Here is a 25142-nt window from a genome sequence, read left to right on the forward strand (position 1 = left end):
TTTGGCTATGAACAGCCTTGCCTGGGCGCGGTCGGGTTCGGCCCACATGCATCGGTTGTTCCGTGGCTGTCCTGGTAGTAGGCGACGTCCTTTGGATGGTCGAAGCGGATGGACATAGCTGTGCCCGGGGAGGGGAGATTGATGCCATAGTCGCTTGAGTGGGTCATTACACTCCCCTCCGAGAACCACGTATTGGTGACACTTCCGGTGAATTCTGGATCGGAACCGCCGTTGAGCTTGAACTGGACGTTGTAGTAGCAGGGCTGTGGGCTTGCCGATTCGTTCGTGCAACCGCCCGCCGGCCCGTGGATCAGATACATCGCTGTGCCGGTGCCGTCACTGCCGAGCTGCAGCGTCCTGCCTCGACCGGACCAGGTCCCCGCTGGGTAGGAGCCCGCAGCCTGGGCGGGCGGGGTGTTCGGTGCGGTTGCGGTGGCGACGTAGTAGGCGGTTTGCACACCAATGGTGCTGAGTGGCCCGTCGGCGCTGCCTTTGCGCACAGTCCATGCGGCTTTTGAGGTGTCGATGTCGGGCTGGCCCTTCGTCCCCCAGAGGGCGACGAAGCCGGGGCCGTTGTCGCACGAGTACGTGCCGTAGGCGTTCGGGTCATCCGACCGCCCGGACCATGATCCGCCGTTTCGCAGTCGACAGTGCGAGCCGTCGACGAGCTCAAGTCCGAGCGGAGAGGGGTTCGGTCCGGCTTCGACCTCGAAGTTCGCTTTAGTCGCGGGGAAGCGGGTCAGGGTCCTCTCCCACGGGGAGGGTAGGCAAAGCACCGACCTTTGGCCGGGTTCGGACCAGCAGGCGTCCGCACCGGCAGCGGCGGGAGCGCAAACGTGGATCGCGTTGTTGACGGCGGCCGGTGAAGGGTATCCGCAGTCGACGGTCAGCGCCCCGTCAGTGATTTTCCATCCCGCGGCGGCGCGGCCGGTGCTGTCGACCGGCTTGATGTTGACACGGCTCGTCGGAACGCTGGTGGTGGCGCGTGCGTTGCGCACGGCATCAGCGGCCAGATCGAGGACCCGTGGTTCGACCGGCATGCCCGATGTCGCGTGGTCGATCTCGGTGTGGAAGCAGGGTGTGAACGCGGTGTAGGCGGCAATCTCCAGTGTCGCGGCGCTCGGCCTGCCTGCGGCTAGGTCGTCGAGGGCCGCGCTGTCGAGGAGCACGTTCCCGAAGGTCGCCGTGGCGAGACCAAGCGGTGACCGGCCGCCTACCACCTGAGCCATCAGGTAGTCCGTGTCGTAGGTGCATGGCACCGTGTTCAGGGTGGCCTTGACCCGTGGTGGCTTCGTGCCGGGAACGGAGGTGAGGTAGCCGCTTGCGGAGTCGGCGGGGACGATGCCGTCGCCCCAGGCGGAGATCTCGGCGGACGGGCCGAGCTTTATGGGCCCCAGCCCGAAGAGGGTCCGCCTAATCGTGATTTGTGTGCCGATCTCGTCGATGGTGATGCCAGGCGGCATGTATGGAGGAACCTCACAGCCCTTGGGCTGGAAGCCGGGCGCCGCCAGGCACTCGCGGGCGGGCATCCCGTCGGGTTGGACGGGAACAGCGCGTTTCACCCAGCGTTCGACGAATGTGGCGAAACCGGTGTTTCCCCAGGGGCTCCCAAGGTGTGGCGTCGACAGCGTCACCAGCCCCGACATGGCGTCGGAGACCGGGGTCCCGTCGACGGTCGAGCTCAGGGTGGAAGCGAACCTGGAGGCTATCCCACCCATGGAATGTGCGACGACGACGACTTTCTGTCGCTGTCCGCCCTTCCTCCACGCGGAAACGATGTAGTCGGCCAGACACTGAGGGGTTCTACTGCTGGAATCGGGCCAGGTGGTGGCGCTCGGTCCCCAGTCGAACCGGAGGTAGGTGTACTGCCCGCGCGGCAGGCGCTGGTCAAGCCCGTTGGCGGTCCCGATCATGCCGTCCGAGTCCGACGTCCAGCCGTGGACCAGGACCACCGGAGTTCCGACGACGTCGGTCTGCACCGTGCAGCTCTCGGCGGCGTGAGCGGTTTCCGCGGTGGGTCCGACGAACAGGAGCAGGAGCACCGCGACAGCGGTCGCAAGCGCCTTCATGGCACGGGTGCTGTCGAGACGATCTGCCATCCGAGTTCGCCGCCTCTTCGGATGTGGAGCAGCCACGACTTCCCACCCGCTGTCGCTCGGACGAGGGCGTCGGTGCCGTTGTCGTCGGACACCGAGCTCGGGTCGATGGTCAGCGCGAGCGCAGCGACCTCACGAACGAAAGTCGGGTCCAACTCGTCTCCGTCGGCCAACGCCACCGCCTGGGAGGCCCGTTGGGGATCGCCCGAACCCAGCGCGTCCTGCAGCGCGGTGGCCTGCTGGGCGGTGAAGCTCGTTGTCTGCCCGACACCCGGTCCTCCGGTCGGCCCTGGACCAAATAAGAGAAAGAGGACCGCAGCTACAACCAGCACGCCGATAGCGGCGAGCCCCGAGACCAGCACTCGCCGAGACATGCCAGATCATTCGATCAGGCGGGGGTCCTCGTTACGGCGGCAACGAGGGACACCGGAACCCGCACGATAATCAGGTCAGAGGATGCCCCACTTGCTGTCGTCGCGCACCGACCCACATCACCGGGCCGGTACCGCCATTCTCAGAGTCAGCCGAGGTCGTCCCACCCTGATCAGGCCATACTTGAGCGCGCACCGGAACAGAGCGCTCGCGGTCTCACAGTTCGACCTGCAGTGTCTCACTCGGACTCGTTTGAGGTAACCGTCCACTTCTTAGGCCTAGTCCCAAGCACCACTTCCTCCATCTCTTCTGAGCCGCAAGAGAACCAAACCCGCTGCGGCTCAATCTCTCGGGTCGAAAGGGACGAGCGCCCGCGATCGTCGTCAGCGAGGATTGACCCGTTCAGCGACGGCGGGGTGTAGTACTCGACTCCACGAGCGACAGCACGCACTGCAGCGACGGGGTGCTCGCTGCCCCCTTCTTCGCTACAAACCTCGCAGCTCACACGTTGATGCAGCGAATCCGGTTCTGCTCTCAGTCTCCATGGTGTGGACGACGACAGTCCGCCCGCCCTGGCCTAGTTTGCGCAGCTCCCCTCAAGTAGGACCGTGATCAACGATCCAGCCAGGCTGCATCCATTACCGCTGCGCCGGCTGCATGCAACTCACCTCGCGCAACATAGATATCAGTCAGGGTGCTGATCTTGGCGTGGCCGGTGAGGTCGGCCTTCTGACGGTCGGTGAGCATGCCCGAGTCGTGCCAGATCGTCGCGGCCGTCTTGCGGAACGTGTGGCTCGTGACCGGCCAGGTCATCCCGGCGGCCTGGCGGGCGTCGCGAATGTAGGTCGACATGTTGTTCGGGTCCTTCCAGCTCAAGCCGTTGCGGCCTGCGGCGGGGAAGACCGGGACCTCGGGACCGTCGACCGACCGCTGCTTGAGCATCTCGACGACGAACTGCGGAAGCGGGACGATCCGCAGCGACGACGCGGTCTTGCCGCTGTGGCGGTGCAGGCCCTGGCCGCGGTGACGCACGACGTTGCCGGTGATCGCGACGATAGGGACCGCCCGAATCTCCTCGCCCTCCACGACCGGGACGCCGTCGAGGTCGACGTCGCACCAGCGCACGGCCAGCGCCTCGCCGATGCGGACACCGGTGCCGAGCATGAAGGTCACGATGTCAGGGAGGTCTCGGCGGCGAGCGCTCGCCTGGGCGCGGGCCTCCTCCTTGTTGTCCGACTTCCCGGCCATCCATGCCAGGAACCGGCGGCGTTCCTCGGCTGTGAGCGCGCGCGGCGGCTTCGAGCCGCCCTCGATAGGGTCCAGGTGGCGGACAGGGTTGTCGCGGAGCGCTTCGTGCTTCACCGCCAGGCGCAGGATCTGAGAGACGACCGTACGGACGGTCTTGCGGGACTGAGCGCCGTGCGTGGGCACCAAGCCCGCGAAGAAGGCATCGAGGCGTCCGACAGTGCACTCGCGGAGACGCCACTGCCCCATCCCCGGTAGGACCACCGAGTTCAGACGCTGTTTGTACGTGTCAGCCGTCGTTGCTGCACGGGTGCCCTCGGCGACCTGAGCATCGAGCTTGGCGAGCCACATCTCCGCGGCTCGAGCCACCGTGTCGGTCGGCCGGAGCGGCTGCGCCGGCGAACCCATCCGGAGCTTGATCTCGTCCTGGAGCGCACCGAGAGCCGCGGTCTTCGTCTTTCCAGTGCGCTTGACGCGGCGTGTGACACCGTCGAAGTCACGAAACCGAGCCACGGCTACGTAGACCTTGCGATCATCGCTCCACTTCGCCGACATGCTGCCGTGCGTGCCCATCATCAGCGGTGGTCGCGCCACGACGGCTCCTCGGGTTTCCGTCCCGTTTCCGTCCCACATGATCTTGCTTATGGGAACGCTTCAGGACGTACCATACCGCTGAGCTGCGACAATCTGGGCTCGCTGTGGGGCAGGTGGGGCTCGAACCCACGACCTGACGGATTATGAGTCCGCTGCTCTGACCAACTGAGCTACTGCCCCCCTGCTCGCAGATTAGCGGGCCGGGTTTCGGGGGCCTTCCCTGGGCGGACGCTGAGAGTCTGCCCGGTTCGTCCGTTCGGCCGGTACGGTTCATGTCGTTGAACGTTGAATCGAGTCGGCGGGAGAGAGATGAAGCTGCGGCAGCACTGGAAGGCCTACGTGATCGGGGTCGTCGCGCTGGTGGTGGTGCTGGCGGTCGGGGGGCCGTTCGTCTACAGCCGGTGGATCGCGCCGGAGGCCGCGGCGCCGCTGGCGGTGGGGTCGCCACAGGTCGCGGCGCCGACGGGTGAGCTGGCGAGCGCCTACACCGTGGGCGCGGGGTCGGAGGCCGGGTATCGGGTCGGGGAGCTGCTGGGTGGGCAGCGGGTCGACGCGGTCGGGCGCACGCCGGAGGTGAGCGGGACCGTCTCGCTGTCCGGCACCGCGGTCACGGCGGGCGAGGTCACGGTGCAGATGAGCACCGTGACCAGCGACCAGGGGCGTCGGGACGGCCAGTTCACCGGGAACATCATGGAGACGGCGAGGTACCCGACGTCGACGTTCACCCTCACCGGCCCGATCGACCTGGGCGCGGACTTCGCGAACGGCGGGCAGGCCACGGTGACCGCCGCGGGCACGCTCACGGTCAAGGACGTCACCCGTGAGGTGAGCTTCCCGCTGACCGCCGTGCGGGACGGCGCCGGCATCGACGTCTCCGGGTCGATCCCGGTGACGTTCACCGACTTCGGGATCGAGCCGCCGAGCATCGGCGACTTCGTCCGCGTCGACCCGACCGGCCAGGTGGAGTTCCTGCTGGCGCTGACGCCTACGAGCTGAGCACCTTCCGCAGCCCGGCGATGCCACCGGCGTAGACGCCGTCGGCGAAGGTCTGGGTGAGCTCGGCGTGGCGCGCCACGTCCGCGTCGTACTCGCACCACCACTCGACGAACGACTGGTCGGTGTCGGTGACGGGCGCGACCCGGATCGTCGAGACGTAGCGGGCCACGTCGAACGGGTTGGCGCCGGTGAAGGCGTAGGTGAGGGTGCGGTCGGCGTCGTCGAGGTGGATCAGCTTCTCGTCGAAGGGGTCCCCGCCGTCGGCGAGGACCAGCCGCCGCACGGCGCCGACCTGCCCGTCCACCCCCTCGACGAGCTCGCTGTGCCCGATCGCGGTCAGCCAGCCGGGCAGACCGTTGTAATCCCGCACCACCGCCCAGACCTTGTCGGCGGGCGCGGCGACGACCCCACTGGCGTACGGACGCGGCATGGTCACTCCTTCGTGACGACGTACTCGACGGCCCCGCTCGGCGCGACCAGGGCGTGGACGATTCCTACCCCAGCAGCGGCGAGGACGTCGACCGGCACCCTCGCCGGACGGTCAGTCCTCGCGGAAGCGGTACTCGCCGCCGTGCCCCGCGACCTCGTGGAGGTCGTAGTGGTGGACGATCTTGGGGCCGCCGTGCAGGTGGACGTGGCGGACCACGGCGGGGGGCTCCTGGCCCGCCGGGCGGGTGCGGACCCGACCGTCGAGCGGGCCGCCGACGAACCAGTAGGTGTCGGGGCCGTCGGGGGCGTCCGTGGCCGGTGGGGCCTGCGTGGCGACCCAGTCCGCCCAGTCCTCCTCGGTGGCTCCGGTCATCCGGCCACCGTACGGACGCGGAGCGTGGTCCGCACCGTCGCCGATCTCACCGTGATACGAGAGCCGTGACACGACCCGTGACACGAACCGGCCCGCCGCCCGAGTTCGGGAACGGCGGGCCGGTCGGAGTCGCTCGGCCGGGCTCAGCTCAGGGCGCGACGACCTTGGCCGCGCGCTTGCGGGCGTCCCGGACGATGCCCTCGACGGCGGTCTCGGCGTCCGACGCGCGGGACGCGACGTCGCCACCGAACTTCGCGGCCTGCTCGGAGGCCTGCGCGGCCAGCGCGGACAGCTGGTCCACGTAGCCCGGCGCCCGCTTGCGTGCCTTCTTCGCGGCCTTGCGGGCGGACTTCTCCCACTCCGCGCGCTTGCGGTCGGCGGCCTTCTCGAAGGCGGCCCGCTTGCGCGCGGCGCCCTCGGCCCACTCCTCGCCCTTCTTGTCGGCGAGCTTCTCCCACGCCTTGCCGCGCTTGTCGAGCTCCTTCTGCCAGGCGGCCGACCGCTTGTCGACCTCCTTCTGGAGCGCGGCGCCGCGCTTCTCGGCCTTCTTCGCGGCCTTGGCGGCCCGCTTCGACAGGTCCTCCCCCACCGTCGCGGCCTGCTCCGACGCGGCGGCACCCCAGGTGGCGGCCTTGTCGGAGGCCACCGCGCCGAAGGCGGTCGCGGCCGCGCCGAGCTCGGCCGCCCGGTCCGAGGCGACGGAGCCGAGCTCGGCGGCCTTGGCCTTCACGACCGGCGCCTTCGCGGCGAGGGTGTCCCCGAGCGCGGACGCCCGGTCGGCGAGCTGCGAGCCCGTCGACGCGCTCGACCCGCCGAGCCCGGAGACCAGGCCGGACACCGAGTCCGTGGCGTGCGAGACGGAGTCCGACAGCGCCCCGGCCTGCGCCGAGATCGCCGCGGACGCCGCCTCGGCGGCCTTGCGGGAGCGCCAGGCCACCGACGGCTTCCCGTGGGTGTCCGCCGCCGCGATCATCAATCCGCCCAGCAGCGCCGTGTTCTTCAGGAAGTGGATCTGCTGGGCCTGCTTGGCCGCGGGGTCGGTCTCCTCCCAGAACCGGTGGCCGGCGAGGGTGGTGGGGATGAGGCTCGCGGCGAGTGCGCCGGAGGACAGGCGCGGGAACTTGCCCAGGGCCAGCAGGGTCCCCGCGGCGACCTTCACCGCACCGTCGATCTTGACCAGGGTCTCGTTGTCCGGCCGCTTCTCCAGCGGCGACGCCTCGACGGCCTTGTCGATCGCCGGAGCGGCGTAGTCGAGCACGGGCTTGGCGGCTTCGACATGCGCAGCGGGGTTGCGCAGCGAGTTGATTCCGCCGTAGATGAACAGGCCGGCCAGCATGGGCCGGGCCACGCGACGCAACAGAGGCATGGCGCGGCTTTCCCCGGAGCCCCCGCCGGCAAACACGAGCCGGCAGGATTCGCCCTGTGGCGAGACACGCGATCGGGCTGGACATCGGTGGGACCAAGGTGGCGGGCGCCGTCGTGGCCGACGACGGCACGGTGGTCGCCGAGCTGACCGAGCCGACCCCCGAGACGTCCGACTCCGCGACCATGTCCGCGCTGCTGCTCCGGATGACCGAGACACTGCGGACGAAGAAACCCGAGGTCGAGGCCATCGGCGTCGGCGCGGCGGGCACCGTGGAGTGGCCGAGCGGGCGGATCCTCTGGGCCCCCAACAACTCCTACCGCGACTGGGACATCCGCTCCGAGCTGGAGTCCGCGACCGGCCTCCCGGCCGTGGTCGACAACGACGCCAACGTCGCGGGTCTCGCCGAGGCGCTGCTCGGCGACACGCTCTACCGGGAGATGGTGCTGATCACGGTCGGCACCGGCGTCGGCAGCGGGATCGTGCTGGGCGGGCAGATCTACCGCGGCCCGCGCGGCTTCGCCGCGGAGCTGGGGCACATCGTCGTCGACCCGGCCGGGCCGCGCTGCGGCTGCGGGAAGCGCGGCTGCCTCGAGGCCGTGGCCAGCGGCAGTGCCCTGACCAGGACCGGCCGGGAGGCCGCCGCCGCGGACCCGGACGGCGTCATCGCGTCCCTCGCCCGCGAGCGCGGCGTCCCGGTGAACGGGCAGATCGTCACGGAGGCCGCCCAGGCGGGCGACCCGACGGCGGTCGCGCTGTTCCAGACCCTGGCCCGCTGGCTCGGGATCGGCATCGCCACCGTCACCACGATCTTCGAGCTCGACGCCGTCGTGATCGGCGGGGGCGTCGTCGAGACCGGGGACCTGCTGCTCACCCCCGCGCGCGAGGCCGCCGCCGAGTTCGCCTACGCCCCGCAGGTCCGGCCGCTCCCGCCGGTGCTGCCCAGCACGTTCGGCAGTGACGCCGGGAAGATCGGCGCCGCGCTGTTGGCCCTGTCGTGACCCGCCCGGGGACCGCCCCGCTCGTGCTGGGGCCGGTCCTGCGGCACGTCGGCGAGACCACCGCCACGGTCTGGGTCCAGACGGGCGCCGCGGCGACCGTCGAGATCCTCGGCGCCACGACCCGCACGTTCGAGGTCGCAGGCCACCACTACGCCGTCGTTCCGGTGACCGGTTTGGAGCCGGACTCCCGGATCCCGTACGAGGTGCGGGTGGACGGCGCGGTCGTGTGGCCGGTGCCGCACAGCCCGTTCCCCGCCTCCGTGATCCCGACGCGGGGACCGCGGACCGCGGGCCGGGCGCGCGTGGTGTTCGGGTCCTGCCGCTACGTCAAGCTGGCCGACCCGAAGTCCGCCGCGGCCTACGGCATCGACGCGCTCGACGCCTACGCCGCCCGGATGGCGGGCCTGCCCCCGGAGGAGTGGCCCACCGCGCTGCTCCTGCTGGGCGATCAGGTCTACGCCGACGAGCTCACCCCGCAGACCCGCAGGCGCATCGCGGGCCGCCGGGAGCGGCCGGAGAGCTGGCCGGACGACGAGATCGTGGGCTACGACGAGTACGTCGGCCTCTACCGGGACTCCTGGGTCGATCCCGAGATCCGCTGGATCCTGTCCACCGTCCCCACCGCGATGATCTTCGACGACCACGACGTGCGGGACGACTGGAACACCTCCGCCGCCTGGCGCGAGGAGATCGACCGGACCCCCTGGTGGCGGGACCGGATCCGCTCCGCGCTGGGCTCCTACTGGGTCTACCAGCACCTGGGCAACCTCCCCCCGGACGAGCTGGCGGCCGACCCCGACTGGCAGCGGGTCCGCGCCGCCGACGGCGACGTGTGGCCGCTGCTGGTGGAGCTCGCCGACCGCGCGGACGCCGAGGTGGACGGGGCGAAGGGCGTGCGGTTCAGCTTCCGCTGGGACATGGGGCGCACCCGGCTGGTCATGATCGACTCGCGCAACGGCCGGATCCTCGACGAGGGCAGGCACCTGATGCTGGGTGACTCCGAGTTCGCGTGGGTGGAGGAGCAGGTCGGCGCGCCCGGAGACGTCGACCACCTGCTGCTCGGGACGTCCGTGCCGTGGCTGCTGGCCCCCGCCCTCGGCGACGTCGAGACGATCAACGAGGTGGCGGCGGCCCGGCCCGGTCTGCGAGGCCGCGTCGGCGAGTGGATCCGGCAGCAGGCGGACATGGAGCACTGGCCCGCGTTCCGCGAGTCCTTCGACCGGTTGGGGGCGCTGGTGTCTCGGGCTGCGACATCCGGCCCCGCCACCGTGTCGGTACTGTCCGGTGATGTGCACCACAGCTATGCGGCCCGCGTCGACCTGCCGGGCGCGGCCGTCCACCAGCTGGTGTGCTCGCCCGTCCACAACCAGGTGCCCGCCGCCATCCGGGTCGCGTTCCGGCTCGCCTGGTCGCGCGCGGCGACCGCCGCCACCCGGGCGTGGGTGCGGCACGACGGGGTCCCGGAGCCCGCGATGAGCTGGACCAAGCTCGGCGGGCCGCTGTTCGGCAACCTCATCGCCACCCTCGACGTCGCCGACCGGCGCGCCGAGGTCGTGTTCGAGAAGCCCCGCTCGGCGTCCACCCTCGCCGCGCAGGCCCGCTACCCCCTGGAGGCGCTGTGAGCGCGATGGGCCACACCCTGAGCGAGGACGCGACGGACGACTCCGGCGCCCTCGCCGGCCAGACGGTCGTGCTGCGACCCACCGAGGAGCGTCACGTGGACGAGTTCCTCGCGATCCTCACCGAGCCGGAGGTGGCGCGGTGGTGGCCGGGCTACGACCGGGAGCGGGTGGCCCGCGAGCTGATCGGCGCGCAGTGCTTCGCCATCGAGGCGTTCCGCGAGACCGTCGGGCTGATCTGCTTCGACGAGGAGGACGACCCGGAGTACCGGCACGCGGGGATCGACGTCGCGCTGGCCCCGAGCGCGCACGGGCGCGGGCTCGGCGCCGACGCGGTGCGGACCCTGGCGCGGCACCTGATCGTCGACCGCGGCCACCACCGCATCGCCATCGACCCCGCCGCGGACAACGTCAAGGCCATCCGCAGCTACGAGCGCGTCGGGTTCCGGCGGGTCGGGGTGCTGCGCCGCTACGAACGCGGCCCCGACGGCACCTGGCACGACGGCCTGCTGATGGACCTGCTCGCCGAGGAGCTCGGCTAGAAGGGCGTGGCGGCCAGGAAGTCCTCCACCACCGTCCGGTCGCCGAACACCTCCAGCCGTTCCAGCGGCACCCGCCGCACGAGCGCGAGGAACAGCAGGGCCGCCGGGCCGCGCACGGCCGCGGCGGCCTTGCCGTGCCCGGGTTCCCAGGCCAGTCCCCCGCCGTCGGGCCGGATCGTCCACTCCCCCGCGCCGTCGTCGGTGTCGGTGGCGTGCAGGTGCAGGTCCGCCGACATCGACGCGCCCACGCCGCCGCGCTCGACCAGCAGGTCCAGCCACTCGGACAGCCCGTCGACGGCGAGCTCGGGGGCCAGGTCGATCTCCCGCCCCACCGCGAGCTGCAGGTCCGCGCGGTGCACCGTCTCCTCGTGGAGGCGGCGCCGGATCCACCACTCGGCGGGCTTCGGGCCGGTGAAGGTCCACACCGGAGCGTCCGGGCCCACGGCGTCGACCGCCGCGGGCACCGCCGCGGCGCTCTCCCGCAGCCAGGCGACCGTGCCGTCGAGGTCCGCAGGCGGCTTGCCGCCCGGGACCTCGAGGGGGTCGAGGGCCTCGGTGGCGCGGTTCTCCACCATGGTCGCGGCCCAGCGGTGTCCGCGGCCGAGGTGGCGCAGCAGCTTGACCACGTCCCATCCCGGGCACGTGGGGATCGGCGTGGCGTGGTCGACCTCGCCGACCAGTGCGGCGAAGCGAGCGTTCTCGGCGATGAGAGCCTCCCGGTACATGGTCGTCACGCTAGAGGCTGGTGTCGGGTTGAAGTACATCCGCAGGGGGTAAAGCCGACTCATGGCGGCCGAGCACCCGGAGTGGACCCGACGTGGACCCGGACGGTTCCTGCTGTGGTGGCCGTTCCTGTCGTTCGTCCTGATGGCGGTCCTGCCGGACGCCGGCATCGTCCCGATCGTCGCCTCCGGGGCCGGGCTGGCCCTGCTCGGGATCGTGGCGACGGTGGCGGCCCGGGTGCTGCATCGGCGCATCCTGCTGCACCGGGCGGCCGGCAGGCCCGCGGCACTCCCCGAGGGCGGCGGCGGACCGGTGGTCCCGGGCACCGTCGTCGAGGTCGATCCGTCGCCCCGGGCCGCGTGACGCCCTTTCGGGTGGACCCGACGCGAACCCGCGGCGCCCCGGCCCGGCGCGGCCTCCCCGATGACACTCTTCCGACCGGCGCATCCGGGCGACGTCTCGGCGCGCTCCCGGCGCCTCCCGGCGTGCCGGGGCCGTCCGCACGGGGGAGGATCGCGGGCATGGGGGGAATTGTCGGGAACCGGTGCGCGCTCCGGCGAGTGCCGAGGTGGGCACCGTGAGCGCCGCGGCAGTCCAGCCGCCTGCGCGGCACGCCGCGCCCGCGCAGTCCGAACCGGACGCGGTGGAGGCCGTCGAGGAGCCGATCGGCAGGCACGCGGCCGCGCCGGTGCTCGTGCCGGACGGACCGCCGCCGATCACCGCGGGGGGCGAGATCGCGCCGGGGTACACCGTGGTCCAGCACCTGCGGCGCGGCGAGGACTACGACACCTACGACGCGTGGAGCCACATCCACCACTGCCACACCGTGGTCAAGGTGCTGCGCCCGGACCTCGTCGGGGACCCGCGCACCAAGCGCGGCCTGCTGCGCGAGGCGAAGCTGCTGCGCTCGCTGCGCCATCCCTACATCGTCCGGCTGCTGGACCTGGTCGACGAGCGCGGACCCGCCCCCGTCCTCGTCCTCGAGTCGCTGCCCGGCGGCACCCTGTCGGACGCGATCGAGGGCTACGGCCGCTTCCCCGAGACCGCGCTGGCGCACCTCGGCCAGCAGCTCGGCTCGGCCCTGCGCTACCTGCACGAACGCGGCCGGGTGCACTGCGACGTCAAGCCCAGCAACATCGTGATCAGCGCCGGGGTCACCCGGGTCATCGACCTCGCCCTGGCCCGCGCGCCCGGACCGGCGCCCGCCGAGGTGGGCAGCGCCCGCTACATGGCCCCCGAGCAGGTGGTCGGCGGGTCGGTCACCCCGGCGACGGACGTCTGGGCGGTCGGGGTGGTCCTGCACGAGGCGGCGGCGGGCGTGCGGCCGTTCCCCGACGGGGTGGAGGACCGCGAGGCCACGGGCTCGCACAGCCTGTCCCGCACCGACACCACGCACCCGCGCGCCGACCTCGGGCGGGTCTACCCGCAGCTGCTCAAGCCCGCCCCGCGCCTGCGCTCGCGGCGCAGGCTCCCGGTCCGCGTCGCGAGCGTGCTGGACGGCTGCCTGCTCGTCGACCCGTCGTCTCGTCCGAGCCTGGCGGAGGTCCACGCCGCCCTCGACACCCTCCTGTGAGTGGCGATGGTCGCCATGGCGACCATCGCCACTCACGGGTTCCGCGTACGTCACAGCGGGACCGCTTGCACCGGAGATACTAGGACGTCAAACTAAATGACGTCCGACGGTGTGCAGGAGGATCCATGGCCAGTGCTGACGCGAGCGAGCTGTACGTCCCGAAGAACCCCATCCGGTTCGTGACCGCCGCGAGCCTGTTCGACGGACACGACGCGGCCATCAACATCATGCGGCGCATCCTGCAGCGGCAGGGCGCCGAAGTGATCCACCTGGGACACAACCGCTCGGTCGACGAGGTCGTCACCGCGGCCATCCAGGAGGACGCGCAGGGCATCGCGCTGTCCTCCTACCAGGGTGGGCACGTCGAGTACTTCTCCTACCTGGTCGAGCTGCTGCGCGAGCGCGGCGCGGGCCACGTCAAGGTCTACGGCGGCGGGGGCGGCGTGATCGTGCAGGAGGAGATCGACCTCCTCCACAGCCGGGGCGTCGCGCACATCTTCTCCCCCGAGGAGGGCCAGCGCCTGGGCCTGCCCGGGATGATCAACACGATGATCCGGGAGGCGGACGTCGACCTGGCGGCCGAGCCCCCGGCCTCCTACGACGGGCTGTTCACCGGTGAGACGGCCACGCTCGCCCGCGCGATCACCCTGGCCGAGGCCGGTCGGCTGCCCGCGGACGTGCTCGCGCGCGCCCCGGAGCGCACCGTCCCCGTGCTCGGCATCACCGGCACCGGCGGCTCGGGCAAGTCCTCGCTGACCGACGAGCTGGTCCGCCGCTTCCGCCTCGACCAGGAGGACAAGCTCCGGATCGCCGTCCTGGCCGTGGACCCGACCCGCCGCAAGGGCGGCGGCGCCCTGCTGGGCGACCGGATCCGGATGAACTCGCTCAAGGGCGACCAGGTCTACTTCCGCTCGCTGGCCACCCGCGGCAACGACGGCGTGATCCCCGAGAACCTGGGCGACGTCATCGCCGTGCTCAAGGCCGCCGCGTTCGACCTGGTCGTCGTGGAGACCCCGGGCATCGGCCAGGGCGACGCCGGCATCGTCCCGTTCGTCGACCGCTCGCTGTACGTGATGACGCCGGAGTTCGGCGCCGCGTCCCAGCTCGAGAAGATCGACATGCTGGACTTCGCGGACGTCGTGGCGATCAACAAGTTCGAGCGCCGCGGCGCCGAGGACGCCCGCCGGGACGTCGGCCGCCAGCTCGTCCGCAACCGCGAGGAGTTCGGCGCGAGCTGGGAGGACATGCCGGTCTTCGGCACCTCCGCCGCCACGTTCAACGACGACGGCGTCACCGCGCTCTACCAGGAGCTCGGCACCCTGCTCGCCGAGAACGGCCTGGTCCTGCACGACGGGCGGCTGCCGAAGGTCGACACGAAGACCTCGCACACCCACGCCGCGGTCATCCCCCCGGAGCGGGTGCGCTACCTGGCGGAGATCGCCGAGACGGTCCGCGGGTACCACGCGCAGACCGAGGCCGAGGCGACCAAGGCCCGGGTGCGCCAGCACCTGCGCACGGCGCAGGAGATCGTCGGGTCCAGCGTCGACGAGGCGCTGCACAAGGCGGAGCAGGACCTCTCGGGCGAGGCCGCGGAGCTGGTCGACACCTGGCCGCAGGTCGTCGAGGACTACTCCGGGGACGAGCTCGTCACGAAGGTCCGCGACAAGGAGCTGCGGACCACGCTGACGCGGGAGACCCTGTCCGGCAACAAGATCCCGCGAGTGTCGCTGCCGAAGTACACCGAGGACGCCGAGCTGCTGCGCTTCCTGCGCAAGGAGAACCTGCCCGGGAGGTTCCCTTTCACCGCAGGCGTGTTCCCGTTCAAGCGGGAGGGCGAGGACCCGGCGCGGATGTTCGCGGGTGAGGGCGACCCGTTCCGCACGAACCGACGCTTCAAGTACCTGTCCGCGGACTCCGAGGCCAAGCGGCTCTCGACGGCGTTCGACTCGGTGACCCTCTACGGGCACGACCCGGCGACCCGCCCCGACATCTACGGCAAGGTCGGCACGTCCGGCGTCTCGATCGCGACGCTGGACGACATGAAGGAGCTCTACGCGGGCTTCGACCTCTGCTCCCCCAGCACGTCGGTGTCCATGACGATCAACGGCCCGGCGCCGACGATCCTGGCGTTCTTCCTGAACACCGCCGTGGACCAGCAGATCGCGCGCTTCGTCGACGAGGAGGGCCGCGAGCCGGACGCGGCGGAGCGCGAGGAGCTCACCGCGTTCGCCTACGCGAACGTCCGCGGCACGGTGCAGGCGGACATCCTGAAGGAGGACCAGGGGCAGAACACCTGCATCTTCTCCACCGAGTTCTCGCTCCGGATGATGGCGGACATCCAGGAGTGGTTCATCCGGCACAAGGTGCGGAACTTCTACTCCGTCTCGATCTCGGGGTACCACATCGCCGAGGCCGGGGCGAACCCCATCAGCCAGCTGGCCTTCACGCTGTCCAACGGGTTCACGTTCGTCGAGAGCTACCTCGCGCGGGGCATGGCGATCGACGACTTCGCGCCCAACCTGTCCTTCTTCTTCTCCAACGGCATGGACGCCGAGTACACGGTCATCGGCCGGGTGGCGCGGCGGATCTGGGCCGTGGCGATGCGCGAGAAGTACGGCGCGAACGAGCGGTCCCAGAAGCTGAAGTACCACGTGCAGACCTCGGGCCGGTCGCTGCACGCGCAGGAGATGGACTTCAACGACATCCGGACCACGCTGCAGGCCCTCTGCGCGCTCTACGACAACGCGAACTCGTTGCACACCAACGCCTACGACGAGGCGATCACCACCCCCACCGAGTCGTCGGTGCGCCGCGCGATGGCCATCCAGATGATCATCAACAAGGAGTGGGGCCTGTCGATGAACGAGAACCCCCTCCAGGGCTCGTTCGTCGCCGACGAGCTGACCGACCTCGTCGAGGAGGCCGTGCTGGCCGAGTTCGACCGGATCTCCGAGCGCGGCGGCGTGCTCGGCGCGATGGAGACCGGCTACCAGCGCGGCAAGATCCAGGACGAGTCGATGCTCTACGAGCACCGCAAGCACACCGGCGAGCTGCCGATCATCGGCGTCAACACCTTCCGCAAGGAGGGTGAGGAGGAGCCGCTGGAGATCGAGCTGGCCCGCGGCACGGAGGCGGAGAAGCAGTCCCAGCTGGAGCGCCTGGCGGACTTCCAGTCCCGCCACAAGGCCGAGGCCGAGCAGGCGCTGCGCAGGCTGCAGGACGTCGCCACCGGGGACGGGAACGTCTTCGACGAGCTCGTGAAGGCCGCGCGCGTCTGCTCCCTGGGCCAGCTCACCGACGCCTTCTTCGAGGTCGGTGGCCAGTACCGCCGGAACATGTAGGACCCGCGCCTGGTCAGCGCGCCCCCACCCGTGAGCGGCGATGGTCGCTCTGGCGACTATCGCCGCTCACGGGTTGTGAGGCGGAGGGCGAGGGCCAGCGCGCCCAGCAGGAGGACCGTCACGTACCCCACCACCCCGGCCCAGCCGAGGTGGTCGTACGCGATCCCGCCGACCGTGCCGCCGACGCTGCTGCCCGCGTAGTAGCCGAACAGGTACAGCGAGGCCGCCACCGCCGGGGACCCGCCCTCCAGCAGGGACGAGCGCCGCCCCACCCAGCTGCTCGCGAGGGAGTGTCCGGCGAAGAAGCCCACGGTGAGCACCACCAGGCCGGCGAGCACGGCGGGCAGCCACGATGGCGCCGTCGCCCAGGCCCCGAGCAGGGCGACCGCGATGCCCGCCCACAGCACCCGCGGCCTGCCGAACCGGTCACCCAGCCGACCCGCCGCCGTCGAGGCGTAGGATCCCGCCAGGTAGCCGAGGAAGATCAGTGCGACGACCGTGGCGGGCAGCCCGAAGGGCGCGGCGAGTAGCCGGAAGCCGAGGTAGTTGTAGACCGTCACGAACGCGGCCATCAGCAGGAACCCGATGCCGAACAGGCACCGCAGCCCCGGGTCGCGCAGGTGGAGCCGCAGGTCGGGGCGGCGCGCGGGCACGGCGGGCGCCACCGACGGCGGCAGCAGCAGGCGGAACGCGACGGTGCACGCCAACGACACCAGCCCCACCACCAGCAGGGCGACCCGCCAGCCGGCCAGGTCGGCCACCGCCGTCGCGATCAGCCGCCCGGACAGCCCGCCGATCGTGTTGCCCGCGATCAGCAGGCCCATCGCCCCGCCCAGGTGTCGCGGCGCGACCTCGCGGCTGACGTGAGACATCGCCAGGGCGGGCAGGGCCGCCAGCGCGATCCCCTGCAGCGCCCGGACCGCCACCAGCACGCCGAAGGTCGGGGCGAGCGGCGCGACGAGGCCCAGGACCGCCGAGGCGGTCAGCGCCGCCGTCATGACCCGCGCCCGGCCCCAGGACTCGGCGACGGCCGACAGCGGGACGACGGCCAGCGCGAGCGTCAGCGTGGTCGCCGACAGCGCCAGGCTCGAGGTCCCCGACGACACCCCGAACTCCGCGGCGAACGTGGGCAACAGGCCCTGCACTGCGTAGACCAGCACGAACGTGGCCAGGCCGGTGCACCACATGGCGAGGCCGAGCCGTCGGAAGCCGGTGGTGCCGCGTTCGTGCAGCAGGATCGTCGTCGAGGTCGTTGTCATCGCTCACCGACCGTACGAGCCCGGCCAGCATGCGTCCAATGCATGTTCAGAGGTGTCATCATGCAGAAATGGATGACGAGCGGGTGATGGCGGCCCTGGTCCCGCGGTTGCGGTGGTTCGTGGCGGTGGGCCGGGCCGAACACGTCACGCAGGCGGCGGACGAGCTCGGGGTCCCGCAGTCGACGCTCTCCCGCGGCATCGCCCGGCTGGAGGCCGAGATCGGCACCCCGCTGTTCGCCCGCTCGGGGCGGGCCGTGCGGCTCACCCGGGAGGGCCGCGGCCTGCTGCGCTACGCCGAACGCGCCCTCGCCGAGCTGGCCACCGGCGCCCGCGAGCTGGCCGGGGAGGTCGACGGGGTGACCGGTCGGGTCACGCTCGCCTTCCTGCCCACCCTCGGGACGGAGGTGGTGCCCCGGTTGATCGGCGAGTTCCGCGCCACCGCGCCCGGCATCCGCTTCGAGCTGCGGCAGGCCCCGCACCACACGCTGCTGGACTGGGTCCGGGAGGATGCGGCCGACCTCGCCCTGACCTCGCCGCTGCCCGCGGAGACCGGGCTCGCGGCGGACCCGCTGGGCGAGGAGGAGCTGCGCCTCGCCGTCCCGGCGGACCATCCGCTCGCCGCGCGGCCCGGGGTGGCGCTGCGGGAGATCGCGGGCGAGCGGCTCATCGGGTTCCTGCCGGGCAACGGCCTGCGGGCGGCGGTCGACCGCTGGTGTCGCGAGTCCGGGTTCACCCCGCGGCCCGCGTTCGAGTCGGCGGATTCGGCGACGGTCCGCGGGTTCGTCGGGGCGGGACTGGGGGTGGCGTTGGTGCCGGTGTCCCACCACGGGCCGCCCCCGGGCGTCGTCGAGCTGCGGGTGACGGCGCCGCGCACGGTCCGGACCATCGGGCTGGTGCGTTCCCGCGAGCGGGAGCCGAGCACCCCCGCCCGGACGTTCGCCGACTTCGTCCGCGACCGTGGCCTACCGTGGAGCCCATGGTGATCTCCGCGACCGACGACGAGGGCACCGCGCTCCGGATCCCCCGCGCCGACCGGATCGTGTCCCTGGTCCCGTCGCTGACCGAGGCGATCGGGGCCACCGACCGCACGCGCCTGGTGGCCGCCACGGACTGGTGCACGCACCCCGCCGACCTCGACGTCCCGCGCATCCGGGGCACGAAGAACCCGGACGTCGAGGCGATCGTCTCCCTGGCACCGGACGTCGTGCTGGCCAACCAGGAGGAGAACAAACCCGAGCACATCGCCGCGCTGCGCGCGGCGGGGCTCGCGGTGTACGTCACGGACATCCGCACGGTCGACGGCGGGCTGGACTCGTTGGGCCGCATGCTCGCGGCCTGCGGCTTCGACGCGGTCCCGTGGCTGGAGGAGGCCCGCAGGCGGTGGGATCTGCCCGAGCCCACCCGGCGGCTCCGCGCGGTCGTCCCCATCTGGCGCAAGCCGTGGATGGCCTGCGGCTCGGACACGTTCACCGGCGCCGTCCTCGCCCGCCTCGGCGTCGACAACGTCCTCGCCGACTCCCCCGAGCGCTACCCGCGGTTCACTCCCGACGACCTGCCCCCGCACGATCTCGTGATCCTCCCGGACGAGCCGTACACCTTCACCGCCGAGGACGGCCCGGAGGCCTTCGCCGCGCCGTCCGTGCTGGTCAGCGGGCGCCTACTGACCTGGTACGGGCCCTCGCTCGTGGAGGCGGCCACCGTTCTCCCGCGTGCGCTGCGTCTCTCCGCCGCCCAGGGGTGACCGGGACCCGGTAGGAACCAGACGTGACGGTTTCCCGGAGGCCGCGCCGCGTCGCCATCGCCTGCCAGGGCGGGGGCAGCCACACGGCGTTCACCGCAGGCGTGCTCGGCGGCCTGCTCGAGGCCGAGGAGCTGCGCCGCTACGAGGTCGTCGGGCTGTCCGGGACCTCCGGCGGCGCGATCTGCGCCCTGCTGGCCTGGCAGGCTCTCACCGAGGGCGACCGGGCGGGTGTGGGCAGGCGCCTGGAGCGGTTCTGGCGGGACAACGCCGCCCGCGGGCTCGTCGACCGGATGGCGAACGCGGCCCTGGTGTCGGCGGGCGTCCTGCAGAACCTCGACCTCTTCCCCGGGATCAGCCCGTACCTGGTTCCGAAGGCGCTCGGCGGCGCCGACGTGTTCCGTGCGCTGGTCTCCCGACACGTCGACTTCGAGGCGATCGGCACCGACCGGGAGGGTGCGCTCCCGCTGCTCGTGCTCGGCGCCGTCGACGTCCTGTCCGGCCGCTTCCGCGCCTTCCACAGCCGCCGGGACCGGATCGGCGTGGACAGCGTGCTCGCCTCCGCGGCGATCCCGCAGCTCTTCCGGGCGGTGCGCACCGGCGGCGGCACCTACTGGGACGGGCTGTTCTCGCAGAACCCGCCGGTGCGCGACCTGCTCGAGGTCGAGCCGGACGAGATCTGGGTCATCCAGATCAACCCGACGGCCATCGAGCACGAGCCGCGCACCATCGTCCAGATCGCCGACCGCCGCAACGAGCTGGCGGGCAACCTGTCCCTCTACCAGGAGCTGGCCTTCATCGAGCAGACCGACCGCCTGCTCGACGAGGGCAGGCTGCGCCCCGGAGGCCCGTTCCGGCACGTCGTGGTGCGGGTGCTGGAGCTGCCGCGCCGGGTGCTGCCCCGGCGGCTCGGGCCCGCGTCGAAGATGAACCGGGACGACCGGTTCCTGCGCAGGCTGATCGCGGAGGGGCGGGCGCAGGCGGACCGGTTCATCGGGGCGCTGGAGTTCGAGCGGGCCTTCGCCGCGCGGGACGCCACCGCCATCCTCGCCCTCGCCGCGCCGGGAGCGACGCTGCTCGCCGAGCCGCCGTTCCCACCCTTCGACGGGCGGGAGCGGGACCCGGCGAAGCTGCACGCCTTCGTGTCCGACCTGCTGACCCGCGACCTGCGCATCGACAGCTCCCGCAAGCAGATCGCCCAGGACCGGGTCACCTGGACCCTGCGGCTGAGCGGCGAGGGCCGGGCGCAGGAGTGCGTGGCCCAGGCGGACTTCCAGGGCCGCCGGATCACCCACCTCCGCCTCGCCCGTGCCTAGTGTCCGCTCAGGCGCGGAGGAGGTCGGCGCACTTCTCGCCCACCATCATCGTGGTGATGTTGGGGTTGATGGCCGGGAGGAACGGCAGCACCGAGGCGTCCGCGACCCGTAGCCCCTCGACCCCCCGGACCCGCAGCTGCGGGTCCAGCGGCGCCAGCGGGTCGGTCGCGGGCCCCATCCGCACCGTGCAGGCCGGGTGGTAGACGGTGTTGTGGGTCTTGACGATGTAGTCCTCGAGCTCGTCGTCGGTCACGGCGTCCGGGCCGGGGGCCAGCTCGGTGGCGATCCACTCCTTCAGCGCGGGCTGCTCGGCGATCCGGCGGGCGAGCCGGATCCCCTCGGTCATCACGCGCATGTCGTGGCCCTCGGGGTCGGTGAAGTACCGCGGGTCGACCCGGGCGCGGTCCCGGAAGTCCCGGCTGCGCAGGCGGACCGTGCCGCGGGACCGCCCGCGCGTGACGTTCGGGGTGAGGCAGAAGCCGTTGTCCGTGGTGGGGTAGCCCCAGCGGACCGTGTTGAGGTCGAACGGCACCGAGCCGTAGTGCATCATCAGGTCCGGCCGGTCCAGGCCGGGCTCGGTGCGGTGGAACAGCCCGATCTCCCACCACTGGGTGGAGCGGGTGACCATGGGGCGGGCGGCGTCCCACATGACCAGGCCCTCGACGTGGTCGTCGAGGTTGGCGCCGACGCCGGGCGCGTCGACCAGGACGTCGATCCCGAAGTCCCGCAGGTGTTCCGCCGGTCCGATGCCGGAGAGCATGAGCAGTTTCGGGGTGTCGATGGAGCCCGCGGAGAGGACGACCTCGCGGCGGGCGGTCACCGTCTCGCGGCCCGGCCCGATGCCGCGCTGGAACTCGACGCCGGTGGCCCGGGTCCCGTCGAACAGCACGCGCGAGGCCCAGCAGTCCGTGTGGATCTCGAGGTTGGGGCGCGAGCCCAGCACGGGGTGCAGGTAGCTGACCGACGCCGACGAGCGCGTGCCGTCCGGGAGGGCGTTGATCTGGAAGAAGCCGGCGCCCTCGGTGATCGTGACGCCCTCGTTGAACCGCACCGTCGGCAGCCCGACGCCGGCGCAGGCCTCCAGCACGGCCACCCCGCAGGGGTCCTCCGGCGGGATCTGGCGCAGGTTCACGGGTCCGCTGCGGCCGTGCCCCTCCCACGGGCCGTCGTTGGTCTCCAGGCGCCGGATCAGCGGCCAGCACTCGTCCGCCGACCAGCCCTCGCAGCCGCCCGCGGCCCACTCGTCGAGGTCCTCGCGCGGGGTCCAGAAGGCGATGCAGGAGTTGTGCGAGGAACAGCCGCCCAGCACCTTGGCGCGGGCGTGGCGGAGGAACGAGTTGCCGTGCTGCTGCGGTTCGACGAGGTAGTCCCAGTCGTACCCGCTGTCCAGCAGGAACATCCAGTCCTCCAGCCGGAGGATCGCGGGATCGTCCACATCGGACGGGCCGGCCTCCAGCAGGCAGACCCGCACCGACGGGTCCTCCGACAGCCGGGCGGCGAGCGCGCAGCCCGCCGACCCCCCGCCGACGACGACGTAGTCGAACTCCCGGGTCGTACCCTCGCTCACGGAGCCTCCTGCTCGATCTGCTTCGCCACGTGCTCGGGCAGCGTGCCCAGCCGGTGCCGCCCGCGCAGCCGGAACCACAGCAGCCCGATCCCCATCACCAGCCCGATGAAGATGAAGGCGATCCAGCTGATCCAGCCCTCGCCGTAGACGTCCGCGCGGGGCCAGGCGAGGTTGATCGCCATCGCGGCACCCCACAGCACCGCGATGATGTTCACGGGCAGCCCGAGGCGCCCCAGCGAGAAGTAGCCGCCCTCCCCACCGGACCACTCACCGCGCAGCCGCTTGACCAGCAGCGGCACCGTGACCAGCAGGTACGCGATGTAGATCATGATGATCGCCACCGACGTCACGGCCGTGAAGATCTCCGGCACCCCGACGCTGATCAGCAGGATGACGACCGCGGCGACGCCGATCAGCACGGCGGGCACCACCGGCGTCTTGCGCTTCGGGTCGACCCGGGCGAGCCGCGCGCCGCCGGGCAGCGCGTTGTCCCGCGCCATGGCGAACATCAGCCGGATCCCGGCGGTGTGCACGGCCAGCGCGCAGACGGTCACCGCGATGACCACGCAGATCAGGAACAGCGTGCCGATCGGCCCGCCGAGCACGGTGAGGATGACCAGCTGCAGCCCGCCGCTGGACTCCCCCAGCGCCGGGTCGGCGAGGTTCGGCATGGCCAGGATGGCGAAGAGCAGGATGAGCCCGCCGATGACGAAGCTGGCGATCACCGCGCGCAGGATCGCCGAGGGCGCCGTCCGGCGCGGGTCCACCGTCTCCTCCCCCAGCGACGACGCCGTGTCGAAGCCGTACATCACGTACGCGCTGGCCAGGGCGGCGATGAGGAACATGCCGAAGTACCCGCCCGGGGCGCCCTCGCCGATGCCGCCGGTGTCGAACAGCACCGACGGCGGGTTGACGATGTTGACGCCCAGCGCGATCACGATCAGCACCGCGGCGATCAGCTCGATGAACACCCCGGCGGAGTTGATCCGGGTCATCAGCTTCACGCCGAAGGCGTTGACCAGCGTGGTGAACAGGATCAGGACCGCACCCCAGATCACCGCGTTGAGCTGGTAGTCGTTCTCCCCGGTGCCGTCCCCGACGAACTGGAAGCCGGACCAGATCTGCGGCAGCGTGAGCTGGTAGCCCAGCACCACCGCGGTCACGGTGACCACGGACGCCGTGAACATCATCCAGCCCGCCAGCCAGGACGTCGTCGGGCCCGCGAGGCGTTTCGACCAGTTGTAGACCGATCCGGCGACCGGGTAGCGGCCCGCCAGCTCGGCGAAGCACAGCGCGACCATGAGCTGCCCGACGAACACCACCGGCCACGACCACCAGTAGACGGGGCCACCGAAGGCGAAGCCGAAGTAGAAGAGCTGGAACGTGCCCGTCAGGATCGAGATGTAGCTGATCCCGGCGGCGAAGCTGGCGAACCTTCCGATGCTCCGGTCCAGCGACTGGCTGTAGCCGAACTCGGAGAGACCGTCGTCGGTGCTGCCCTGCGACATTCCTACCCCCTGAACCACCCCTGTGGCGTCGGCGCCGTGTTCTGCCAGACGTGCTTGATCTCCTGGTACTCGTGCAGTCCCGTGGGCCCGAGCTCGCGCCCGTTCCCCGAGCGCTTCATCCCGCCCCACTCGGCCCCGGGCACGTACGGGTGGTAGTCGTTGATCCACACCGTGCCGTGGCGCAGGCCCGCGGCGACCCGCTGCGCCCGGCCCATGTCCTGGGTGAACACCGCGCCCGCCAGGCCGTACTCGGTGTCGTTGCCCAGCTCCAGGGCCTCCTCCTCGGTGGTGAACCGCTCCACCGTGAGGATCGGGCCGAAGGTCTCCTCGCGGATCACCCGCATGTCCCGCCGCACGTCGGTGATCACGGTCGGCAGGTAGAAGAAGCCCTTCTGCAGCGCCGGGTCGGTGGGCCGGGCACCACCGACGACGACCGTGGCGCCCTGCTCGCGGGCGCTCGCCACGAACGCCTCGATCTTCGCGCGGTGGGCCTCGGAGACCAGCGGGCCGACCTCGACGCCCGGCTCCAGGCCGTTGCCCAGCCGGATCCGGGAGGCCCGCGCGGCGATCTCGTCCACCAGCCGCTCCGCCAGCGGCTCCTCGACGATGAGCCGCGCGCCCGCCGAGCAGACCTGGCCGGAGTGCAGGAACACGGCGAGCATCGCGTAGTCCACGGCCAGCTCGAAGTCCGTGTCCGCGAAGATGATGTTCGGGTTCTTGCCGCCCAGCTCCACCGCGGTGCGCTTCACCGTCTCGGCGCTCGCCCGGATGATCGCCCGCCCGGTGGCCAGGCCGCCGGTGAAGCTGACCATGTCGACGTCCGGGTGCGCCGTGAGCGGCGCGCCGACCGACGGCCCGTCCCCGAGCACGATGTTGACCACGCCCGCGGGCACCCCCGCCTCCGCGCACAGCGTCACCAGGTGCAGGGAGGTGAGCGGGGTGACCTCGGACGGCTTGATCACCATCGTGTTGCCCGCGGCCAGCGCGGGCGCGACCTTCCAGGACAGCTGCAGCAGCGGGTAGTTCCACGGCGTGACGAGCGCGCACACCCCCACCGGCTCGTGCACGACCCGACTGATCACGGCGGGCTGCCCGGTCTCCACCAGGCGTCCGGCGTCCTTGTCGGCCAGGTCGGCGTAGAAGCGGAAGACGGCGGTGACGTCGTCGACGTCGATCCGGCTCTCGGTCAGCGTCTTGCCGGTGTCGAGGGTCTCGGTGTGCGCGATCTCCTCCTTGTCGCGCACCAGCAGGTCCGCGATCCGGCGCAGCAACGCGCCGCGCTCGGGCGCCTCGACCGCCCGCCACGGCCCGGTGAACGCCCGCCGGGCCGCCGCGACCGCCCGGTCCACGTCCACCTCGCCCGCCTGGTCCACGGTGCGCACCACCGAGGCGTCGAACGGGTTCACCACCGGCGCGGACCCTCCGGAGCCGGAGGTCCACACACCGTCGATGAACAGATCGGGCACGCGGTGAGAGTCCTCCTGATC

The 25142-nt window shown here is 71.6% G+C and carries 21 protein-coding genes and 1 tRNA gene; 10 read left to right on the plus strand and 12 right to left on the minus strand.

The window, feature by feature from the left end; all coding sequences use genetic code 11:
• Nucleotides 1-5: 5 nt before the first annotated feature.
• The 4 genes from BLS43_RS25860 to BLS43_RS25875 form a co-directional block, all read right to left on the minus strand.
• Nucleotides 6-2099, minus strand: coding sequence for an esterase/lipase family protein (locus BLS43_RS25860; RefSeq protein WP_093089317.1), 2094 nt, complete (start codon nucleotides 2097-2099; stop codon nucleotides 6-8).
• Complete coding sequence (locus BLS43_RS25865; RefSeq protein WP_143030229.1) at nucleotides 2066-2470, minus strand: hypothetical protein; 405 nt, start codon at nucleotides 2468-2470, stop codon at nucleotides 2066-2068. Before BLS43_RS25865 ends, BLS43_RS25860 begins: the two co-directional genes overlap by 34 nt.
• Before the next feature lie 610 nt (nucleotides 2471-3080).
• Nucleotides 3081-4307, minus strand: a complete 1227-nt coding sequence (locus BLS43_RS25870; protein ID WP_176921550.1) for a tyrosine-type recombinase/integrase — start codon at nucleotides 4305-4307, stop codon at nucleotides 3081-3083.
• A gap of 105 nt (nucleotides 4308-4412) precedes the next feature.
• Nucleotides 4413-4487 (minus strand) — tRNA-Ile (locus BLS43_RS25875).
• A gap of 129 nt (nucleotides 4488-4616) precedes the next feature.
• Between BLS43_RS25875 and BLS43_RS25880 the strand changes: the two genes are divergently transcribed.
• Nucleotides 4617-5303 (plus strand): YceI family protein, encoded by a 687-nt coding sequence (locus tag BLS43_RS25880; protein WP_093089320.1) that lies wholly within the window; start codon nucleotides 4617-4619, stop codon nucleotides 5301-5303.
• On the opposite strand, the gene BLS43_RS25885 is transcribed toward BLS43_RS25880, so the two are convergent.
• The 3 genes from BLS43_RS25885 to BLS43_RS25895 form a co-directional block, all read right to left on the minus strand.
• On the minus strand, nucleotides 5293-5733 hold the full coding sequence (locus BLS43_RS25885; RefSeq protein WP_093089321.1) for an SRPBCC family protein: 441 nt from the start codon (nucleotides 5731-5733) through the stop codon (nucleotides 5293-5295). The two genes, BLS43_RS25880 and BLS43_RS25885, sit on opposite strands and share 11 nt — an antisense overlap.
• A gap of 111 nt (nucleotides 5734-5844) precedes the next feature.
• Complete coding sequence (locus BLS43_RS25890) at nucleotides 5845-6105, minus strand: hypothetical protein (protein ID WP_093089322.1); 261 nt, start codon at nucleotides 6103-6105, stop codon at nucleotides 5845-5847.
• A gap of 148 nt (nucleotides 6106-6253) precedes the next feature.
• On the minus strand, nucleotides 6254-7471 hold the full coding sequence (locus BLS43_RS25895; protein ID WP_093089323.1) for a DoxX family protein: 1218 nt from the start codon (nucleotides 7469-7471) through the stop codon (nucleotides 6254-6256).
• A 56-nt stretch (nucleotides 7472-7527) separates the two neighbouring features.
• On the opposite strand from BLS43_RS25895, the gene BLS43_RS25900 reads away from it, so the two are divergent.
• Genes BLS43_RS25900 through BLS43_RS25910 form a run of 3 tightly spaced genes read left to right on the plus strand, consistent with a single transcriptional unit; the run spans nucleotide 7528 to nucleotide 10630 of the window.
• Nucleotides 7528-8469 carry an ROK family protein gene (locus tag BLS43_RS25900; RefSeq protein ID WP_237190706.1) on the plus strand — a complete coding sequence of 314 codons (942 nt, stop codon included), beginning with the start codon at nucleotides 7528-7530 and terminating at the stop codon, nucleotides 8467-8469.
• Complete coding sequence (locus BLS43_RS25905; RefSeq protein ID WP_093089325.1) at nucleotides 8466-10091, plus strand: alkaline phosphatase D family protein; 1626 nt, start codon at nucleotides 8466-8468, stop codon at nucleotides 10089-10091. Before BLS43_RS25900 ends, BLS43_RS25905 begins: the two co-directional genes overlap by 4 nt.
• A 5-nt stretch (nucleotides 10092-10096) precedes the next feature.
• Nucleotides 10097-10630, plus strand: a complete 534-nt coding sequence (locus BLS43_RS25910) for a GNAT family N-acetyltransferase (protein ID WP_093089423.1) — start codon at nucleotides 10097-10099, stop codon at nucleotides 10628-10630.
• On the opposite strand, the gene BLS43_RS25915 is transcribed toward BLS43_RS25910, so the two are convergent.
• Nucleotides 10627-11355: a maleylpyruvate isomerase family mycothiol-dependent enzyme gene (locus BLS43_RS25915; protein ID WP_093089326.1), complete on the minus strand. Its 729-nt coding sequence runs from the start codon at nucleotides 11353-11355 to the stop codon at nucleotides 10627-10629. The genes BLS43_RS25910 and BLS43_RS25915 overlap by 4 nt on opposite strands.
• 61 nt (nucleotides 11356-11416) lie before the next feature.
• On the opposite strand from BLS43_RS25915, the gene BLS43_RS25920 reads away from it, so the two are divergent.
• From BLS43_RS25920 to icmF, 3 genes are all read left to right on the plus strand, one after another.
• On the plus strand, nucleotides 11417-11716 hold the full coding sequence (locus tag BLS43_RS25920; RefSeq protein ID WP_093089327.1) for a hypothetical protein: 300 nt from the start codon (nucleotides 11417-11419) through the stop codon (nucleotides 11714-11716).
• A gap of 214 nt (nucleotides 11717-11930) precedes the next feature.
• The gene (locus BLS43_RS25925) at nucleotides 11931-12926 is read left to right on the plus strand and encodes a serine/threonine-protein kinase (protein WP_176921551.1); all 996 of its coding nucleotides are present in this window, start codon (nucleotides 11931-11933) and stop codon (nucleotides 12924-12926) included.
• 125 nt (nucleotides 12927-13051) lie between these two features.
• Nucleotides 13052-16267, plus strand: a complete 3216-nt coding sequence (gene icmF, locus BLS43_RS25930; RefSeq protein ID WP_093089329.1) for a fused isobutyryl-CoA mutase/GTPase IcmF — start codon at nucleotides 13052-13054, stop codon at nucleotides 16265-16267.
• 56 nt (nucleotides 16268-16323) lie between these two features.
• Here the strand turns inward: icmF and BLS43_RS25935 are convergent, their stop codons facing one another.
• Nucleotides 16324-17526 carry an MFS transporter gene (locus BLS43_RS25935; RefSeq protein WP_245707823.1) on the minus strand — a complete coding sequence of 401 codons (1203 nt, stop codon included), beginning with the start codon at nucleotides 17524-17526 and terminating at the stop codon, nucleotides 16324-16326.
• Between the two features lie 68 nt (nucleotides 17527-17594).
• Here BLS43_RS25935 and BLS43_RS25940 point away from each other — a divergent pair, with 68 nt between their 5' ends.
• Genes BLS43_RS25940 through BLS43_RS25950 form a run of 3 tightly spaced genes read left to right on the plus strand, consistent with a single transcriptional unit; the run spans nucleotide 17595 to nucleotide 20580 of the window.
• Nucleotides 17595-18509: a LysR family transcriptional regulator gene (locus BLS43_RS25940; protein WP_176921552.1), complete on the plus strand. Its 915-nt coding sequence runs from the start codon at nucleotides 17595-17597 to the stop codon at nucleotides 18507-18509.
• The gene (locus BLS43_RS25945; RefSeq protein ID WP_093089425.1) at nucleotides 18503-19267 is read left to right on the plus strand and encodes a helical backbone metal receptor; all 765 of its coding nucleotides are present in this window, start codon (nucleotides 18503-18505) and stop codon (nucleotides 19265-19267) included. Before BLS43_RS25940 ends, BLS43_RS25945 begins: the two co-directional genes overlap by 7 nt.
• Nucleotides 19268-19290: 23 nt before the next feature.
• Nucleotides 19291-20580: a patatin-like phospholipase family protein gene (locus tag BLS43_RS25950; RefSeq protein ID WP_093089331.1), complete on the plus strand. Its 1290-nt coding sequence runs from the start codon at nucleotides 19291-19293 to the stop codon at nucleotides 20578-20580.
• A gap of 7 nt (nucleotides 20581-20587) precedes the next feature.
• On the opposite strand, the gene BLS43_RS25955 is transcribed toward BLS43_RS25950, so the two are convergent.
• Genes BLS43_RS25955 through BLS43_RS25965 form a run of 3 tightly spaced genes read right to left on the minus strand, consistent with a single transcriptional unit; the run spans nucleotide 20588 to nucleotide 25121 of the window.
• Nucleotides 20588-22147 carry a GMC family oxidoreductase gene (locus BLS43_RS25955; RefSeq protein WP_093089332.1) on the minus strand — a complete coding sequence of 520 codons (1560 nt, stop codon included), beginning with the start codon at nucleotides 22145-22147 and terminating at the stop codon, nucleotides 20588-20590.
• On the minus strand, nucleotides 22144-23655 hold the full coding sequence (locus tag BLS43_RS25960; protein WP_093089333.1) for an APC family permease: 1512 nt from the start codon (nucleotides 23653-23655) through the stop codon (nucleotides 22144-22146). Before BLS43_RS25960 ends, BLS43_RS25955 begins: the two co-directional genes overlap by 4 nt.
• A 2-nt stretch (nucleotides 23656-23657) precedes the next feature.
• A complete protein-coding gene (locus BLS43_RS25965; protein WP_093089334.1) occupies nucleotides 23658-25121 on the minus strand; it encodes an aldehyde dehydrogenase family protein in 1464 nt (487 codons plus the stop codon).
• Nucleotides 25122-25142: the final 21 nt, after the last annotated feature.

This window comes from Pseudonocardia oroxyli (genome assembly GCF_900102195.1).
GTDB classification, from domain to species: Bacteria; Actinomycetota; Actinomycetes; order Mycobacteriales; family Pseudonocardiaceae; genus Pseudonocardia; species Pseudonocardia oroxyli.